At 38.1% G+C, this 16,947-nt stretch carries 18 protein-coding genes and 1 riboswitch; of the genes, 16 read left to right on the plus strand and 2 right to left on the minus strand.

All coding sequences use genetic code 11. The features are described from left to right. Positions 1-210: 210 nt before the first annotated feature. Positions 211-483, minus strand: coding sequence for a hypothetical protein (locus GSM42_RS14245; RefSeq protein ID WP_160802211.1), 273 nt, complete (start codon positions 481-483; stop codon positions 211-213). A gap of 232 nt (positions 484-715) precedes the next feature. On the opposite strand from GSM42_RS14245, the gene GSM42_RS14250 reads away from it, so the two are divergent. From GSM42_RS14250 to GSM42_RS14275, 6 genes are all read left to right on the plus strand, one after another. Next, positions 716-886, plus strand: coding sequence for a hypothetical protein (locus GSM42_RS14250; protein WP_160802212.1), 171 nt, complete (start codon positions 716-718; stop codon positions 884-886). A 15-nt stretch (positions 887-901) separates the two neighbouring features. Continuing rightward, the gene (locus GSM42_RS14255) at positions 902-1,792 is read left to right on the plus strand and encodes an SDH family Clp fold serine proteinase (protein WP_160802213.1); all 891 of its coding nucleotides are present in this window, start codon (positions 902-904) and stop codon (positions 1,790-1,792) included. A 222-nt stretch (positions 1,793-2,014) separates the two neighbouring features. Further along, entirely contained in the window at positions 2,015-3,223 is a 1,209-nt protein-coding gene (locus tag GSM42_RS14260) for an ATP-grasp domain-containing protein (protein WP_160802214.1), read from the plus strand. Positions 3,224-3,292: 69 nt separating this feature from the next. Beyond that, positions 3,293-4,504, plus strand: a complete 1,212-nt coding sequence (locus GSM42_RS14265; protein ID WP_160802215.1) for an ATP-grasp domain-containing protein — start codon at positions 3,293-3,295, stop codon at positions 4,502-4,504. An 89-nt stretch (positions 4,505-4,593) separates the two neighbouring features. After that, a complete protein-coding gene (locus GSM42_RS14270; protein WP_160802216.1) occupies positions 4,594-4,851 on the plus strand; it encodes a hypothetical protein in 258 nt (85 codons plus the stop codon). A 321-nt stretch (positions 4,852-5,172) separates the two neighbouring features. Then, positions 5,173-5,559, plus strand: coding sequence for a VOC family protein (locus tag GSM42_RS14275; RefSeq protein ID WP_160802217.1), 387 nt, complete (start codon positions 5,173-5,175; stop codon positions 5,557-5,559). 120 nt (positions 5,560-5,679) lie between these two features. Here GSM42_RS14275 and GSM42_RS14280 read toward each other — a convergent pair whose 3' ends face one another. Continuing rightward, positions 5,680-6,504 (minus strand): alpha/beta hydrolase, encoded by an 825-nt coding sequence (locus tag GSM42_RS14280; RefSeq protein ID WP_160802218.1) that lies wholly within the window; start codon positions 6,502-6,504, stop codon positions 5,680-5,682. A gap of 296 nt (positions 6,505-6,800) precedes the next feature. Then, a riboswitch (SAM riboswitch) is annotated at positions 6,801-6,902 on the plus strand. Between the two features lie 172 nt (positions 6,903-7,074). Here GSM42_RS14280 and GSM42_RS14285 point away from each other — a divergent pair. The 10 genes from GSM42_RS14285 (at position 7,075) to GSM42_RS14330 (ending at position 16,860) form a co-directional block, all read left to right on the plus strand. Beyond that, on the plus strand, positions 7,075-8,094 hold the full coding sequence (locus GSM42_RS14285; protein ID WP_160802219.1) for a methionine ABC transporter ATP-binding protein: 1,020 nt from the start codon (positions 7,075-7,077) through the stop codon (positions 8,092-8,094). Beyond that, entirely contained in the window at positions 8,084-8,746 is a 663-nt protein-coding gene (locus tag GSM42_RS14290) for a methionine ABC transporter permease (RefSeq protein ID WP_160802220.1), read from the plus strand. The genes GSM42_RS14285 and GSM42_RS14290 overlap by 11 nt, the downstream gene beginning before the upstream one ends. A gap of 3 nt (positions 8,747-8,749) precedes the next feature. Further along, on the plus strand, positions 8,750-9,571 hold the full coding sequence (locus GSM42_RS14295) for a MetQ/NlpA family ABC transporter substrate-binding protein (protein WP_160802221.1): 822 nt from the start codon (positions 8,750-8,752) through the stop codon (positions 9,569-9,571). A gap of 16 nt (positions 9,572-9,587) precedes the next feature. Beyond that, positions 9,588-10,781, plus strand: a complete 1,194-nt coding sequence (locus tag GSM42_RS14300; protein WP_160802222.1) for a M20 family metallopeptidase — start codon at positions 9,588-9,590, stop codon at positions 10,779-10,781. 203 nt (positions 10,782-10,984) lie between these two features. Beyond that, positions 10,985-11,443: a hypothetical protein gene (locus GSM42_RS14305; protein WP_160802223.1), complete on the plus strand. Its 459-nt coding sequence runs from the start codon at positions 10,985-10,987 to the stop codon at positions 11,441-11,443. Positions 11,444-11,450: 7 nt separating this feature from the next. Next, positions 11,451-13,013: a hypothetical protein gene (locus GSM42_RS14310; protein WP_160802224.1), complete on the plus strand. Its 1,563-nt coding sequence runs from the start codon at positions 11,451-11,453 to the stop codon at positions 13,011-13,013. A gap of 13 nt (positions 13,014-13,026) precedes the next feature. Beyond that, a complete protein-coding gene (locus tag GSM42_RS14315) occupies positions 13,027-13,221 on the plus strand; it encodes a hypothetical protein (RefSeq protein WP_160802225.1) in 195 nt (64 codons plus the stop codon). Next, positions 13,218-13,739, plus strand: coding sequence for a hypothetical protein (locus tag GSM42_RS14320; RefSeq protein ID WP_160802226.1), 522 nt, complete (start codon positions 13,218-13,220; stop codon positions 13,737-13,739). The genes GSM42_RS14315 and GSM42_RS14320 overlap by 4 nt, the downstream gene beginning before the upstream one ends. Beyond that, positions 13,739-15,289, plus strand: a complete 1,551-nt coding sequence (locus GSM42_RS14325) for an AAA family ATPase (RefSeq protein ID WP_160802227.1) — start codon at positions 13,739-13,741, stop codon at positions 15,287-15,289. The genes GSM42_RS14320 and GSM42_RS14325 overlap by 1 nt, the downstream gene beginning before the upstream one ends. A 116-nt stretch (positions 15,290-15,405) precedes the next feature. Beyond that, positions 15,406-16,860, plus strand: a complete 1,455-nt coding sequence (locus GSM42_RS14330; protein ID WP_202404943.1) for an amino acid permease — start codon at positions 15,406-15,408, stop codon at positions 16,858-16,860. Positions 16,861-16,947: the final 87 nt, after the last annotated feature.

The raw sequence follows: 16,947 nt of genomic DNA on the forward strand, positions 1-16,947 counted from the left end.
GGAACCTACGATCTGTAGGTTCCTTTTTACATGTATAGACTCTTATGTTCATTTGCGAGTATTATATATCCATTTATTATTTCAAAGTAAAATGAATAGGGAATATAGTTGTCAGAATACTCTCTCGTTATTAAGCCGTTTACTAATGTGGTGCTTGGGCGGACTATTTTTCTTTTTTGTAGTCCACCCAGACGGGAGATTAAATCAGGATCAGCGCGGAATGATCAACTTCGGCCTCTTGCGTGTGGAGATCACAACACGCTTGTTGGAAACCTCCTGGCCGTTCACCTCACCGTGACTAATGAAGAGCAGGATGCGACCAAGATCCTTCCACATAACATTGATGAAATTGTAAGTAAGGTTGGGAGTTTCCCCTTCGCCTTCGAGCTTTACTACCAATTCCTTGTGACGATCACTCGTCTTGCCGTCGATAGTAATGGTAGCGTTGTAGAAGGTAAGTTCAGATCCTGCTTTAATCTTCATCGTTACTCCTAAGTAATCCAGACGACTTTTGTCGCTATAGACATTATATTTATTTAAAATTAGAAAGACAACAATAAGGACAGGGAATATGTTCCCTCATATATGCATGCTTGTCCAAAACATGATAAAATAAAGATTGCTTAGTGTTTTTGATATCATAAAATTGCCGTTCATCATATCCGTTAGGTTGCATATACTAAGTTTGATGAATTTACCAAAGGGGGTTTTTTGGTTGTTCCAGTCACTTCTAAGAGCAAAACAACAATTTGTCACAGAGACGAATACAGATAAAAACTTTGAAATGTTTGTCAAATCATTCCAAGAATTTGAGAAAAATATGGAAGCTATTGAGGAAAAACCAGAACGTAAAAAATTATTTGGAAGACCTTATCGGTCTATCTAAGGAAGGGGGGTTGGCGTGGATTTTTCATCTCCAAGCATGTCCCAACTACCGCCTAATCAACCGCTGTATCACGCAGTTCATCGGGATCGGTATACACGGCAATCTTTTATTCAAGAGATTGAAAAAGCAACAGGTCGTCGATTAATTGTATATATAGCAAATTTTAACCATCCAGAAAGTGCTATCACACGTGAAGATATCGCACCATTTAGCGAGATGGTTACAGCTTTGGATAAAGATAGCAATGTTGATCTGATGATTCAAAGTCCTGGTGGCGATCCCAATGCAGCGGAGATTATTGTACACACGTTACTTGCCAAGACCAAACATTTACGAGTTGTTGTCCCGCAGGCAGCAAAAAGCGCAGCTACGCTCGTTAGTTTGGCAGCAGATGAAATTGTGATGAGTAATACGTCTGAACTTGGACCAATCGATCCACAAGTTACGATTCCAACTGCCTTTGGACTAGCTTTTCGTCCTGCTCAAGCATTTTTAAATGGTTTGGAAATGATTAAGAAAGAACATGCGGGTGGACAAGCTTTAAACCCTGCATACTACCCTTTCCTAAAGGGTGTTGACGCAGCATTGATTGACTACTGCATGAAATCGATTGAACATTCCAAACGTTTGGCCGTCAAGTGGCTATCTCGATCCATGTTCAAAGGGCAGGTAAACGAAGCAAAACGAATTGCCGAAGAATTGATCAATATTGAAAAATATCCTAACCATGGTCAAGTCATTAATTACCAAGATGCAAAAAAGATTGGGCTTAACATCGTGTACAAGCCAGATAATGATTCTTACTGGCAAGCAATGTGGCAGCTTTATATTAATTATATTATTATGATGAGAGAAAAAGAAAGCGTAAAGATTTATGAAAGCACTTACTCTTCCATTATGATATAAATGACACATAGAATTGATCGAAAGCCTTCTGAAAGCAAGGCAGATGATCGATTCTATTTATTTTTTAAGAAAACTTTTTCTATTTGTAGTTGATTGACGATTTGATGAAATGGTATAATTTTAATCAGACCGACAAAGACATTTGAAATTTTACATTACTATTACAGAAAGGAGTGTATTTCTTCTTATAAAAATATCTGCTCCATGAAGTGGGGGTTTTTTATGAGCATTTTAATAATTAATCGTTTTGCCCATGACCGATGCCAGTATGAAGAATGGCTCAGTGGTCTCGATGAAGAGTTACTTCTTCTCAGTGCGGAAGAAGTAATAGATAGTTTCCCGGCAAAAAAATATGCTTATATCGAATCCTTTTCAAGGTTTGATACAAATGGAAAAGTAGAACTTCGTGCAATTGAACTATTTGCACGCTATCGATTTCATACCATTATTGCCATCTCCGAAAGAGATGTACTTCGAGCAAGTTATTTAAGGGAAAGGTTTCAATTACAAGGACAGCTTCCTGAAAGTGCTTCTCAATTTCGTGACAAAACAAGGATGAAAGAAATCGCTCAAGGTTCAGGGCTTGCTGTTCCGCGTTTTACCAGCTTGGAGTCTAGTCTTGATCTTCTATCTTTTGTAGAAGAGTATGGCTATCCGGTGGTTATTAAACCAATTGACGGAGCTGGATCACAGAATATTCAGGTTATAAGTAACCGATTGGATCTAGAAGAATTTTTGGAAAAAGGCATACAACATTCTACAGAGGTAGAAACTTTTATCTCTGGAGATATGTATCATGTGGATGGTCTCGTTACCGAAGGAGAGGTTGCATTTATCTCTGTTTCTAAATATGCAAGTGGTTGTCTTGCATATCAATCAGGTGGATATAACGCTAGTTATTTGATTAGTCGTCAAAATCCCATGTTTCAAAGACTTGCTGATTTTACTACTCAACTACTAAAAGCGCTTGATACTCCTTCGCACACAGCTTTTCATACAGAATTATTTCATACACCAGAGGATGAAATTTTTTTATGTGAAATTGCTAGTCGAACAGGTGGAGGTCGTTTGGATACCTATTTAGAGCAAGCTTATGGTATTCATCTAACGAAAACTTGGGTACAAGCACAATGTGGAGTAGGTCTGTTAGAAGTGGTGAAAGATGTCATGCAGCAAGAACAGAGTATCCTTACTGGAGATGTTCTGATTCCTCCGCGTAAGGGAGAGTTTATCTCAGGACCATTAGAAAGCCCCCCTTCTTGGGTAACGGAATATCGTATGCTAGCAAAACCAGGAGAGCGTTATGATCATCCCAAATTAAGTATTGACCACATAGCATCCTTTGTCGTTCAAGGGCAAAACGAGGAGGAAATAGAAGCGAGACTTGCTCATATAGCTGACTGGTTTGAACAATCTTCATATTGGAAGTAAACCGTTTTGGTAATGTGATCGTATGACAAGGGCATTAATAAGTTTAAATATTCAGAAAAGAGTGATGGAATGAGTATTTTAATTTTAAATCGTGTTGCTCGTGATCTAGCTCCATATGAAGAATGGTTAAAAGACTTAAATGAAGATCTTATCTTGTTAACCGCAGATGACTATGCAGATGATTTTAATCCAGCGAATTTTGCATATTTTGAATCATTTTCTAACTACAACTACAATGCAAATGTAGAAGCAAGAGCAGTTGAACTTTTCGATAGATATAAATACCGTGCTGTAATTGGTTTATCAGAGAGAGATGTTCTCCGCGCTGCATATTTACGTGATCGATTTGGTATTGAAGGACAAACGTGGGAAAGCGCATGGAACTTCAGAAGTAAAATAAAAATGAAAGAACTAGCGATAGGACATGGATTGCCTTGTCCAGATTATCAGGAAATCGTCAACAGTTTTGATCTGCTAGAATTTGTGGAAGAACACAAGTTGCCTGTTGTTCTTAAACCAATTGATAGTGCGGGGTCTGTTGGGACTACTGTTTTAGAAACACAAGAAGAATTAGCAGCTTTATTGGAACAAGGAGTTCCTCATAATTGGGAAGTAGAAAAATTTGTAGAAGGCGATTTGTATCATGTGGATGGATTTATTTATCATGGAGAATTAATCTTCACTTCTGTGAGCAAATACGTCGAATCATGTTTATCTTTTCACGAAGAAGGTAAATTTACGGGTAGTTTTATTGTTGATCAAACCACTGAATTAGCAAAACGAATGTCGGAAAGAGCAGCTAAACATCTACGTATTATGGCTCCTCCAGAACATACACCTTTTCACGCTGAATTTTTTCATACACCTGATGATAAAATCGTACTTTGTGAAATAGCGAGCAGAACAGGTGGAGGACGAGTAAATATACAGATTGAACAATCATTTGGGATTAACTTAAATAAATGCTGGATTTATGCTCAATTAGGGATACCTCTGGAGCTGCCTACAGGTGGTCGGAAACAGGTAAAACCGCATATTTTAACTGGTTCCGCTTTGCTTCCACCTAGAAAAGGTGTATTTCGAGGGTTTAGTGCAGAGTCATGGCCTGAATGGGTGACAGAGTATCGACTTTTAGCGAAACCAGGAGAGAGATTTGATGGACCGAAATCAAGTGTTGATCATATGGCTTCCTTAGTAGTGGTTGCGAACTCCGAACAGGAGATGGAAGAGAGACTCCGTGAAGGAAATCGAATTTTTCGAGAGCAAAGTGTATGGACATAAATAAGGTAGACAAACATGATGCTTAATATTTGCTGTATAATGTAGATGCATGTTAATCCGACATGCCACACGATGATCAGGAGATTCTAATGGCACGGAATGACTTCCATGGATCTATGTCTTCAAAAGATAGGAGCACTTTGAGTATCAGCGTATTTGATTTGGAGGTAGTAGGTGATCGAGTCATGGTGACCCATAAGAGCAGTGGAATGAGATCAAACGAGATGATTTCTGTAGTTGAGCTACTCTCTAATGGCAGATATGCAAGGGGCATTGATTTTGAAGGTTATCGGATCTCCATTCAGGCGAAGAATGGACATCAACTAGCTGTAATGGTACAGAAGTGAGATCTCCTGATAAAAAAGGTGGGAAGAAACCTTCTTTCCGCCTGAGACATGATAGAAACAAGCATCTCCTAATCATATTTCATGATGGAGATGCTTTTATAATGATGAAGGATGTTTTCTTTTCTACGAACAAAACTTTTGATGGCTTTTCCTATTTACATGTATGATAACAGGAGCACAAGTGGACAAAGAAGGGAAGAAGCATCAATGTCAGATTCGGTATTTGCTGTAAATCGCCATTTATCTCAAGAAACTGTATGCAGTCGCTTGTCTCGAAAAAGAATGAATGGATTTAATTTCAAATAATAAAGAGTGGCAAACATGAAACTGGATAATATCCGTTTATGTGTAACCAAATATAAAGAATGCTTTCTTTTTTATCATGATATTCTTGGTTTAAACCTCTTGTTAGCTAATGAAACCTCTACTTACGCAGACACAGGTTCCTCGAAAGTATCATTGTTTAATCGAGAGTTTATGGCTCAAGCGATAGGAGAGAGCAACCTACCTTTTGAAAGTAAAAGCATGGATTCATTTGCACTCATTTTTGAAGTAGATGAAGTGGAAAGGAAATACAAGGAGTTACAGAAAAAAGGAGTTACATTTATCGCAGAGCAAACCGTTCGAGAAGATTGGGGAATAAAAGTATCTCATTTTAGAGATCCAGGAGGAAATTTGATTGAAATATATGAGAGCTTAGAAAAATAGAAAAAGCAGTATAGATCCTGATTTAGATTGTAACTTGAGTCACCTGAAGGCGGCTCAAGTTATTGTTTTGATATGTGATTGTTTCATACTTTTGATGCTAGGCTAGTAAGCCGTTATTCTTTAATTTTCTTGTGTTTTAGAGATGAACTTGTGGATGAATTCACATGCAATCTTACAAGATTGATCAAGAAGACAGTTATGCCTTCCTGGTACTTTTTTAATGTCTACTGCTTTGCTAAGTCTTTTCTGAGCAATACGACTTGTTTTTGTGTTGTCGACTATCTCGTCATCCTCTGCAAGCAGTATAGAAACGGGTGTTTGAAGTGTGTTTCTCTTTAGCATCTGATTAGTGAAATGAATGGCTCGAATTAGCTCAATAATAGAAATTACTGGGCGGTGCTTCTTTGAACCTCGATATTTTTCAAAACACATTTCGGATTGGGGGAAGGGGATTGTTGGATAAATACGATTGATTTGCTGAGCAATTTGGCGATCAAAGGTCGACATTCTGATTGCTTCTGATGGAAGGAGTGGCTTCCATTTCAACCGAAGAGGGGGACTAATAGAAGTCACTCCCATTACCTGCAGTCCACATTCCTGTTCCAGTCTATCTTTTAGTGTTGCAGCTTGAAGTGCAAAGAGTCCTCCTAGGGAGAAACCTGCTAGATAGGTTTTTTTGATCCCATATTGGGTAATCCCCTGCAATTGTGTCCAACACGCATACCACCAATCAGTCCATCTGGTGGTAATGTGGAAGCTAGGGTAGCTGGGTACAACTACCGAATATCCTAGACTTTGCAAATAATATGCTGCTGGTTGCAGTGATTTGGGCAGTTCGCTCCATCCCGGGATAAAGTAAATGAGGATGTCATTTATCCCGGGAAGGAAAAATGATCCGTTAATTTCTTCTGGGAGTTCGATGCCAAGTAGTTTGTTATAAGGCATGATGTCTCTCTCAATGTTCACCGGTAGAAAACGAAAGGAAAGCGATTTGTATTACACAATTCTATTATATTATAACTTTATTATAATACTCATACAATTATATTTTTTGTGTTAGCATGAAAATGGGAAGTCCTAATACTCAAGCGATAATAGGGAGATGTTATTTTCAAGAATATTGAGATAAAAAATGGAATATAATTACTATTTATCTAAAATTTATCTATTAATTTATTTTCATTAAATCATATTGACATACTAAGTATTTACATATAGAATGAATCCAATCGAATACGAGCTTCTTATCTAGAGAGATGGAGGGACTGGCCCTTTGATATCTCAGCAACAGATCACTTGATACTGTGCTAATTCCTACAAGCAATTTGCTTGGAAGATAGGGAGAGTTATTTAAATGAGCGATAATAACCATTAAAATGTCTCTTTCTATAAAAGGAAGAGACATTTTTTGTTTTCTTTAAAATTTACTTATTTTCACAAGTAGACTAGATTTTGGATTTTTCACCCTTATGTTATTGGCAATTTTTCAAGTTATTGTATTAGGAGGAAATGAAATTGATTGAGTTGAGAAATGTCAGTAAGATTTATCCTGGATTGCCTCCAGTTGAAGCCTTAAAAGAAGTATCCCTTCATATAGAAAAAGGCGAGATCTTTGGTGTGGTAGGCGTGAGTGGGGCAGGAAAAAGTTCTTTAATCCGCTCTGTGAATTTGCTCGAAAAACCCACCACAGGTGAAGTAATTGTAGATGGTGTTTCATTAGCTTCGCTCTCACCTGAAGGATTAAGAGATGCTCGTCGAAAAATCGGGATGATTTTTCAGCAATTTAATCTCCTCGAATCTAAGACTGTATTTCATAATGTAGCATTACCTCTCTATTTGAGTGGAAAGAAGAAGAAGGATGTTGAAGAAAAGGTAATGGAGTTACTTACCTTTGTTGGTTTAGCTGATCGTGCAGAACATTATCCTGGACAGTTATCAGGCGGGCAAAAGCAACGGGTAGGAATTGCAAGAGCATTAGCCACTGATCCACATATTTTACTGTGTGATGAGGCTACTTCTGCACTTGATCCAGATACGACAAAGTCAGTACTTGATCTTTTGCAAAGGATTAATACGGACTATGGTATCACTATTTTGTTAATTACCCATGAAATGGATGTGGTACGAAATCTTTGCCATCAAGTAGCGGTGCTTGATCAAGGGAGTATTGTGGAACAGGGAACGGTCTATGATGTCTTTACTAATCCAAAGTCTCAGACAGCTCAACGTTTCGTTCGTACGATTTTTCAACAAGAGCTTCCCAAAAGCATCCAAAACTCTTTAAAAGAACAAGATCATGTTTTACGGGTTGTATTTACTGGAGAAAATGCAAATCAGCCACTTATTGCGGAGACGATCAAGAAGTTCCAAGTGAATATCAATATTTTACAAGGGAATATAACGGAACTTCAAGGGAAGCCGTTTGGAGATCTGTTAATAAGTATTCACGGAAGTACGAAAGAAATAGCGGAAGTTATTCATTATTTACAAGAAAAACAAGTATCAGTAGAAGAGGTGAAGTCACTTGGCTTTTGATTGGGCAGTTTTTTGGCCGCAATTAATAGATGGGATTTTGGCAACTTTGATTATGGTAATTGTTTCGCTCGCTTTTTCTGTGTTAATTGGTTTCCCTTTAGGAGTGGTTTTGGTTGTAACCAGACCAGGACATATTTTAGAGAACCGGATAGTCTATGCGATTCTCAGTACAATAATAAATATTTTTCGCTCTGTTCCATTTATTATTCTGTTGGTTGCCATTATTCCGTTTACTAGACTTGTAACGGGTTCATCCATTGGAACAGCAGCAGCGATTGTGCCTTTAATCTTTTATGCAGCGCCCTATGTTGGCCGCTTAGTAGAAAACTCTTTGTTAGAAGTAGAACCCGGGGTGGTGGAAGCTGCTCAAGCGATGGGGGCTACTCCTTGGCAAATCATTTGGAGATTTTTGTTACCAGAAGCCTTAAGTTCGCTTTTCCTCGCGGCTACTATTGCTACGATTGGTCTAATTGGTGCAAGCGCGATGGCAGGAGCTGTTGGAGGAGGTGGACTAGGCGATCTTGCGATTACATACGGCTACAATCAATTTGAAGTTCGTGTAATTGTTATCACTGTTGTTTTGTTAATTATTTTCGTGCAACTAGTACAGTCATTAGGAAATTATTTAGCCCAAGTGGTCAGGAGGAAGTAAGTTATGAGAAAGTTATCATCTATTTTTTTATCTATTTTGCTTATTATCGGAGTTTTAGCAGGTTGCTCCAACCAAAGTGATCAAACGATTAAAGTAGGAATCAGTAGCTCGGATACAAAAGTCTGGGAGTTTATTAAGCAACAAGCCAAAAAAGAAGGTTTGGATATTCAAATTGTTACCTTTAATGATTATGTACAACCAAACTTAGCCTTGTCGGATGGCAGCCTTGATGCAAATGCGTTTCAAACGGTCTCTTATTTTAATGAATTTAAGAAACAAAGAAATCTGGATTTAACCGCAATAGGTTCTACTGTGCTTGCGCCAATGGGTGTTTATTCAAAGAAATATAAAGATATCACTCAAATTCCTAATGGTGCAACCATAACCATTCCAAATGAAGCAAGTAACGGTGGACGGGCGTTACTGCTCTTAGAAAAGGCAGGTTTATTGAAGTTGAAAGAAGGCTTTAATGGCAAAGGTTTAACAGAAGTGATCAAATCAAATCCGAAAAATTTAAAAATCGTAACGGTTGCTGCTCCACAAACTCCTCGATCTATGGATGATGCAGCTGCAGCAGTTATTAATAATGGAATTGCAGTTAGTGCCGGGCTCAGTCCTGTCAAAGATCCCATTTTCAGTGAAGACAAAACTGCAAAGCCTTATATCAATATTATCGCAACACAAACAAAGAACAAAGACAATGCTAACTTAAAAAAGCTAGTGAAAATCTATCAATCACCTGAAGTGGCTGAATATATTAAGAAGGTCTATAATGGCGGCGTTATTCCGACGATAGTTCCCGTATCTGAAATAGAAAACCTATAGAAAAGGAGAGGATAGCATGGTACAAACAAAGGTATTGTCTATTCGTGAACAAATCACTCAATTTATCGATGAAAGAGGTGAACAATGGATTCAGGTCAGTCATGATATTCATGAACATCCAGAGATCGGAAATGAAGAGTATTATGCTAGCGAGCTTCATATCAACTTATTGAAGAAAAATGGATTTGCGGTGGAAACGAATATTGCTGGTCATCCAACCGGTTTTATCGCTAGGAAGAAAAGTGCAAAAGCAGGACCCGTCATTGGATATTTAGCTGAATATGACGCTTTACCAGGACTTGGTCATGCCTGCGGTCATAATATTATTGGTACTGCGAGTGTATCGGCAGGGATAGCGCTTGGAGAAGTAATTGATGAGATTGGTGGAGAAGTAGTTGTATTTGGTACGCCAGCAGAAGAGGGAGGACCAAATGGAAGTGCCAAAGCTAGTTTTGTGAAGGCAAATCTTTTTACTGGAGTAGATGCTTGTGCAATGATTCACCCCAATAGTGATACATCCAAAACTACTCCATCCTTAGCTCTTGATCCGCTAATCTTCTCTTTTTATGGGAAGGCCGCTCATGCTGCTGCAGCTCCAGAGAAAGGGATTAATGCTTTAGATGGTGTTATCCAACTCTACAATGGAATTAATGCATTGAGGCAACATCTCACAGACGATGTTCGAATTCATGGTGTGATTACACATGGAGGTGATGCGCCAAATATTGTACCAGAATTTGCAGAAGCGCGGTTCTATCTTCGTGCAGCAAAGAGGACAACTCTAAACGATGTGACCAATAAAGTCAAAGCAATCGCAGAGGGTGCAGCGTTAGCAACTGGTACTCGTGTGGAAATTAAGCCATTGCAAAATGAAATAGATGAACTAATCTTAAATCCTACATTTGATGCAGTTTTAGTAGAAGAGTTAGAAAAATTAGGGGAAACAATAATAAATGATATCAGAGGTCTAGGTTCAACAGATGCAGGGAATGTTAGCCATGTTGTGCCAACTGTTCATGGTTATATCAAAATTGGCCCGTCAGATTTAGTTCCTCATACAGATGCATTTCGTGAAGCAGCCAAATCACCTCAAGGAGATAAGGCATTAATCCTTTCAAGTAAGGCATTAGCATTAACAGGGGCTCGCATCATTACAGAACCAGCATTACTGGCTGCGATTCGAGAAGATTTTCATTCCAATGAATTATAAGGGGATTTAGGATTATTCTGATAGGCTCTTTGTGTATGTTATGCAGAGAGTCTTTTCATTTTTAATGGAAGTAAAATAACAGATGATCTTTTCAAAAACAAGGAAAGAAAAGGGATGTGTCAAAACAAAAAACCTTTTTCTTTTTTGTATACTCTTTTTGCAATATAATGAAGGAAAGTTCTTTTTGAAAGGAGCAGATAATATTGCGACGACCAATTATTCCGGGTTTGAAGGAACGGGAGCAAGCGAACAACTTGGTTACTCGTCCTATTACCTCCGCATTGGAATTGCAAGAGCGTTTGCGAAGAGAAAGAACGAACTCCTATCTAAAGTTATTCTCAGAATTGGATACAAAAAGTAAAATCCATTTCAATATAGATTCTGTTATGGAAAAAATAGAACAAGAGTTTGCAGATATTCCCATCACTGAACAATTGATTGGCATTGTCGCAAAGTGCTATTTAGAAGATGGTTATGATGTGCATTTATTGGATCGCAATCAAAAGATTATCCGACATCTGAAAAAAACGGATGCTTTACCAGAAGTATTTGATAAGGCAAGAGGACTCGCACTTCATTCACAATATGCGTGTATAGAAGTGTATGCGGACTGTATACGAGCAGTATCAGTCAACGGGGATGTTTCTGTTGTCAAGGAGTGAATGAGATATGGAACGAGATGAATTACAGTTAGCAGAGATAAAGTTAGTGCGAGTAAGACAAGAATTAGAACAAAAATATGGTCACTATGATCAAGTACGACGAACGGCAACTGGTATTTTACAAGCGATTGATCTTTCTCTGGTGAGATCTAGTATTGTAAAAAGCGTGACAGAAGAGATGATGATCACAACCCCTAAATATTGGTTAGCTCCAGCTCTGGTAGCGTTAACAGGGTGGTTAAATGATCAGCAAGATTTGGCTGAGAGAGCTTTGGAAGAAGCAATGCGTCGAAATTCAAAGAAGACATCCCTGTTTTTTGCTCTTGTCAGCAGGCGGTATAATAGACAAGTTGCATGCCGTCAGTGGTTTCAACACTATTTTCAAGAAATAAATCCAATGGAAGTGGATCGAGATATGGTTATGGTTATAGACGGAATTACCAATGGGGTTTTTCCTCTATCAATCACCACAGCTTTCACTGATCAAAGTACAATATGGAAAAATGAGCTGACTTCCAATGTAGAGCTAAAGACAGCAGAAAGAGAAGAATGGAGAGACGCTCTGTTTCAACGGATAGAATATCCATTAATGGATGAAAAGTATCCTTATTTAGTGAAAAACAGTTTAACTTGGGATAAAATCAGTTATTCTGCTCAGATCGTGCAGTATCATGAAGAAATCGGAAATTATTTGGGGAGTGTATTAAAACAAGATATCGAGCCTTCTCCACAGGTAGAAGTTGCGATTGATAATCTATTGGAAAAATTAGTTTTCCAGTACGAGGACAATGAGCTGAGTTTGCGCCAAGAAGAACGGAAAATGCAGATTTTAATTGAAGAAGAGGGCGATATGGAGAAAACTGATAAAAGGATGGAAGGAGAAAAGGAATTATTTTCTTCCACACAAAATTACCTAGAGTTATTACGTAATATGGCAATGTATCCTGAAACTCTACAAGTATCTCCTCTCACTCAACGGTTTGCATTGGCAGTATTAAAAAATGTAGTAATAGAAACACATAGTGATTTGGCTACTTCCATTCGAAAACAAGTTCCAATGGAAATTCATATAACAACACCGAACAAAATTAGAGAAATTGATCTGATGAAAGATTGGGTATTTGAGACAAGAGATGGTTCTAATATGGAAGAATGTAAGAAATCCATGCAAGAAGCTTTGAAAAAATCAAATAAAGAGCGAATTAAAGAGATGTGGAAAGTTCGATTTTCAAAAGAATATTTGAATCACAATAAAATAAAAGCTATTTTAATCGCAGCACTGTCAGCAGGAGTCTTTTTCTATTCTCCACTCATGGGTGGGATTGGAGTACTAGCAGGAGCAATATTTTACAAATGGCTTCGTGAAAAGCCTTTCTATGATCAATTAAAAGAAATTGACCCTTATATTCAATCAGAAGTAGAGGCAACAATGGCTGATATCGTTGATTATCGGCATAACTTTGATAAGGCAGATGAAAAAGCAGAGCAGTTGCCTACTTTATTGCGACCACTTTATGTAAAAGAAATGTTACAACGTAATTATGACAAAGCTCGTGTTATTGTTCGTTAAGGAGGAATTAAAAATGGGTGATAATCCATTTAAAGAAGAACAGATGAGTGTTTTTAAAGATGCTCCTACCAATGAAAAAAAACAGATAGAAACAACATTTCCAGCAAATAGTCAAATAAAACAACCTAAAGAAGACCCATATTCTAAATTTCCAAAATGGGATTTACTTCCACCATTTAAGTTGATTAAACGAGGAGGTCAAAAATGAATGGGGAAATAAAACCGCCATCAAGCTATGCAGAATGGTTGAATTGTTTTGAAGTTCTTGGGACGGGAATGCATGATGAAGAATTGCTGGAAGCCGTATCCAAAGGAAAAGTTCCTTGGTCTGATGGGATTGCTCAACGTTTTGCAGAGAGAATGATGGATGCAGTATCAGAGAGATTGCAAAAAGCTGTTGAGCAATTTGGAAAGGAGCTGGGGAGAGCTCGCGGTGAAGAATATGCAGTTGTACAAGCTATCTTGGCACTTCGTCGACAAATAAAGTATATGCTCCGATTTGTTTCTGCTCCAGTTTTCCCAGAAGAGATCATCAAAACTTTCTCAGCAGAAATAGAGAAAAATGCCACAAATATACAAGATCAAATCTTAAGTGAGGTCAAAAAAGACCCTAGTGGAAGATTAGTTCGTGTCGTTCAACACACTCCACTACTAGTACGGGAGGAACCAGTATCGAACGATACGTCTATTCCCATGGGAAAAACGAAAAGGAGAATTATATTTTAATGAGCGATCTCATTTCATTTACTGACATCTTAGAAAGATACTTGAAAGCACGTATCCCATTTATTTCGATTCGCAGTTCAGAAAGATCACGTGTTTTGGAAGTAGTTCGTAACTTAGCTCAAAAGATAAATATACCTACTTATGTACACACTCTTTCCCAAGGAATGCGAGATCTGGTGCATCATCGTACGGTGAGTGAAGATCGTTCGATCATGGGAGCTGTCGATTTTATGAGCAGCCAATTTACTCAGAGACAAAATCTTACTTATGTACTGACAGAAGTCTCCGATTTAGAAGATGACACACCAACTGCGCGTTATTTTTATGATGTAGCAATGCTTGCTGCTGAAACAGGAGGATCGGTAGTTGTTGTTACTTCCAATCCAGTATGGAATCCATTAGCAAGACTTGGAATGTCCATTACACTCGATGTTCCAAATGAAGATGAGATGTTGACAATCATTCAAGAACAGATTAGTCCTTATCGCGGTCAAATACCGATCAATTGGACGGAACAAGAAGAAAAAGAAGCTGCGGCTATATTATCAGGTATCAGCCAAATTGAAGCAGAAAATGTTATTGCTACGTTATTGGCTAAAGGAAAAATAGAAAAAGAAGATTTGGTAGAACTGACACAGGTAAAAGATAGCGTTTTCTCTGATATTTCTGGGCTTGAACGTATTTATATCAAAGATCAAGAATTGACGGTAGGAGGATTAGAAGGTTTACGGAAGTGGCTGGACCATGAAAGACCTCTGCTGACAGCTGATTTGCGAGAAAGAGGAATTCGCCCACCACGAGGTGTTCTACTGGTAGGGGTACCTGGTTGTGGAAAATCATTATCGGCAAAAGCAATCGCATCAAGTTGGAATTTACCACTCTATCGTTTGGATTTATCTACCATATATGGTCAATATGTCGGACAATCTGAAGGAAGACTGAAAGAGGCTTTAAGTACTGCTGACCACGTATCACCTTGTGTTCTATGGATCGATGAGATTGAAAAAGGTTTAGCTGGTTCGCAAGGAGATAGTTCTGGTGTGACAAATCGATTAGTCGGGCAGTTTTTATTCTGGTTACAGGAAGCTCGTTCACGTGTATTTGTAGTAGCAACGGCCAATGATGTATCTAAACTTCCACCTGAGCTACTGAGACGTGGTCGCTTTGATGAATTATTTTTTGTAGATTTGCCTACACCAGAAGAAAGAAGAGATATTATCAATATCTATATCCATCGTGGATTAAAACGAAGCCTTGATGATCGATTATTAGATGAATTGGTGCGATTATCAGAAGGATTTGCAGGAGCAGATATTGAGTCCGCTGTGCGAGATGTTGTAAAAGAAGCATTCTTAAAAGGAGATAACTCGATAACTGTAGATCTCTTTCGTCGTAGCTTTCAAAATGTTGTTCCTCTCTCTCAGACAAGCCCTGAGCAGATTCAAGCAATTCGTACGTGGGGGAGGGAGCGTGCAGTTTCTGCTTCTGGTAGACCAATCACAGATGACCCAAATTTGGGTCAAATGAAACGGAATATGCTTTATCCATAGGATAGTAATTTTTTTACAGGGAATAGATAAAAATGAAATTACCTTCATTCTATAGTAAAATAGGAATGGATTTTTTTATACCGCTTAAATTTTAGCGGTTTTTTTTAAGCCGCATGATGGAGGTATTTAGTTTGAAAGAAAATGACTTATTGCAGAGACAGTTATCATCTAGACATATCTCTATGCTTGCAATAGGAGGTTCGATTGGAACTGGATTGTTTTTAGCAAGTGGAAATGCAATTCACCAAGCAGGTGCAGGCGGTGCTATTTTAGCGTATGCAGTTATTGGTTTGATGGTTTTTTTCTTAATGACAAGTTTAGGTGAAATGGCGAGTTACATGCCTGTTACGGGATCATTTAGTGCGTATGCTTCCCGTTTCGTTGATCCAGCACTTGGATTTGCACTTGGGTGGAATTATTGGTATAACTGGGCAATAACGATTGCGGTGGAATTATCAGCAGGTTCTCTTCTCATGAAATTTTGGTTTCCCACTGTACCATCATATGTATGGAGTTTGTTATTTTTATTTATTTTCGTTATTTTTAATTTGATATCTGTTAGAGGTTTTGGGGAATCAGAATTTTGGTTTGCACTTATTAAGGTAGTGGCTATTATTCTATTTATTATTGTCGGTATATTGATGATTTTCGGTGTGATTGGTAATCAAGCAGTTGGATTTTCCAATATAAATGCTGGATCAGGCGCTTTTCATGGCGGATATTTCACTCTTTTTCAGTTGCTGATTGTTGCTGGATTTTCATTTCAGGGTACTGAATTAGTAGGAGTCACAGCAGGAGAGAGCAAAGATCCTACTAGATCTTTGCCAAAAGCAATAAAGCAGATTTTTTGGCGGATTCTTCTCTTCTATATCCTTTCTCTTTTAGTTATTGGACTTTTAATTCCTTCCGATGACCCGAGTTTGCTTGGAGGAGATGAAACACAAATTGCCTTAAGTCCGTTTACCATTGTGTTTTCAAAAGCAGGTTTTCCTGGCGCCGCTTCTTTTATGAATTTTATTGTCTTAACAGCAGTACTTTCAGCTGGGAATTCTGCAATTTATGCTTGTACTCGTATGCTATGGAATTTATCCCGAGAAAAACAAGCACCCAAAAAATTAGGCATTCTCAATAAACGAGGAGTTCCTATTTTTGCATTAGCCCTTACCATTTTAGTAGGAGCACTTGCCTTCTTATCATCCTTTTTTGGTGATGGAAAAGTATACATGTGGCTACTAAATGCATCTGGGCTTTCGGGATTTCTTGCTTGGCTAGGGATTGCAATAAGCCATTATAGATTTCGAAAAGCATGGTTAGCACAAGGAAAAGATTTAAATGAGCTTCCTTATCGTGCAAAATGGTATCCTTTTGGTCCGCTTTTCGCTGGACTTCTTTGCCTTGTAATTATCGTTGGACAAAATGTACAGGCATTCACAGGCGCTAATATTGATTGGAATGGCGTACTCATATCCTATATCAGTATACCTCTGTTTCTCTTGTTGTATCTGGTCTGCAAATGGAAGAAGAAAACAAAATGGATACCAGCAGAACAAGTAAATTTAGATAATCAATAAGTTTTGTTCCATCAGACTTTATGCATGTATACAGCAGTAACAGCACACTATTGAGATGAGACTAGTATTGGTGTTAGCAATTGTTAC

Source organism: Shimazuella alba (assembly GCF_009831235.1).
Taxonomy (GTDB): domain Bacteria; phylum Bacillota; class Bacilli; order Thermoactinomycetales; family Thermoactinomycetaceae; genus Shimazuella; species Shimazuella alba.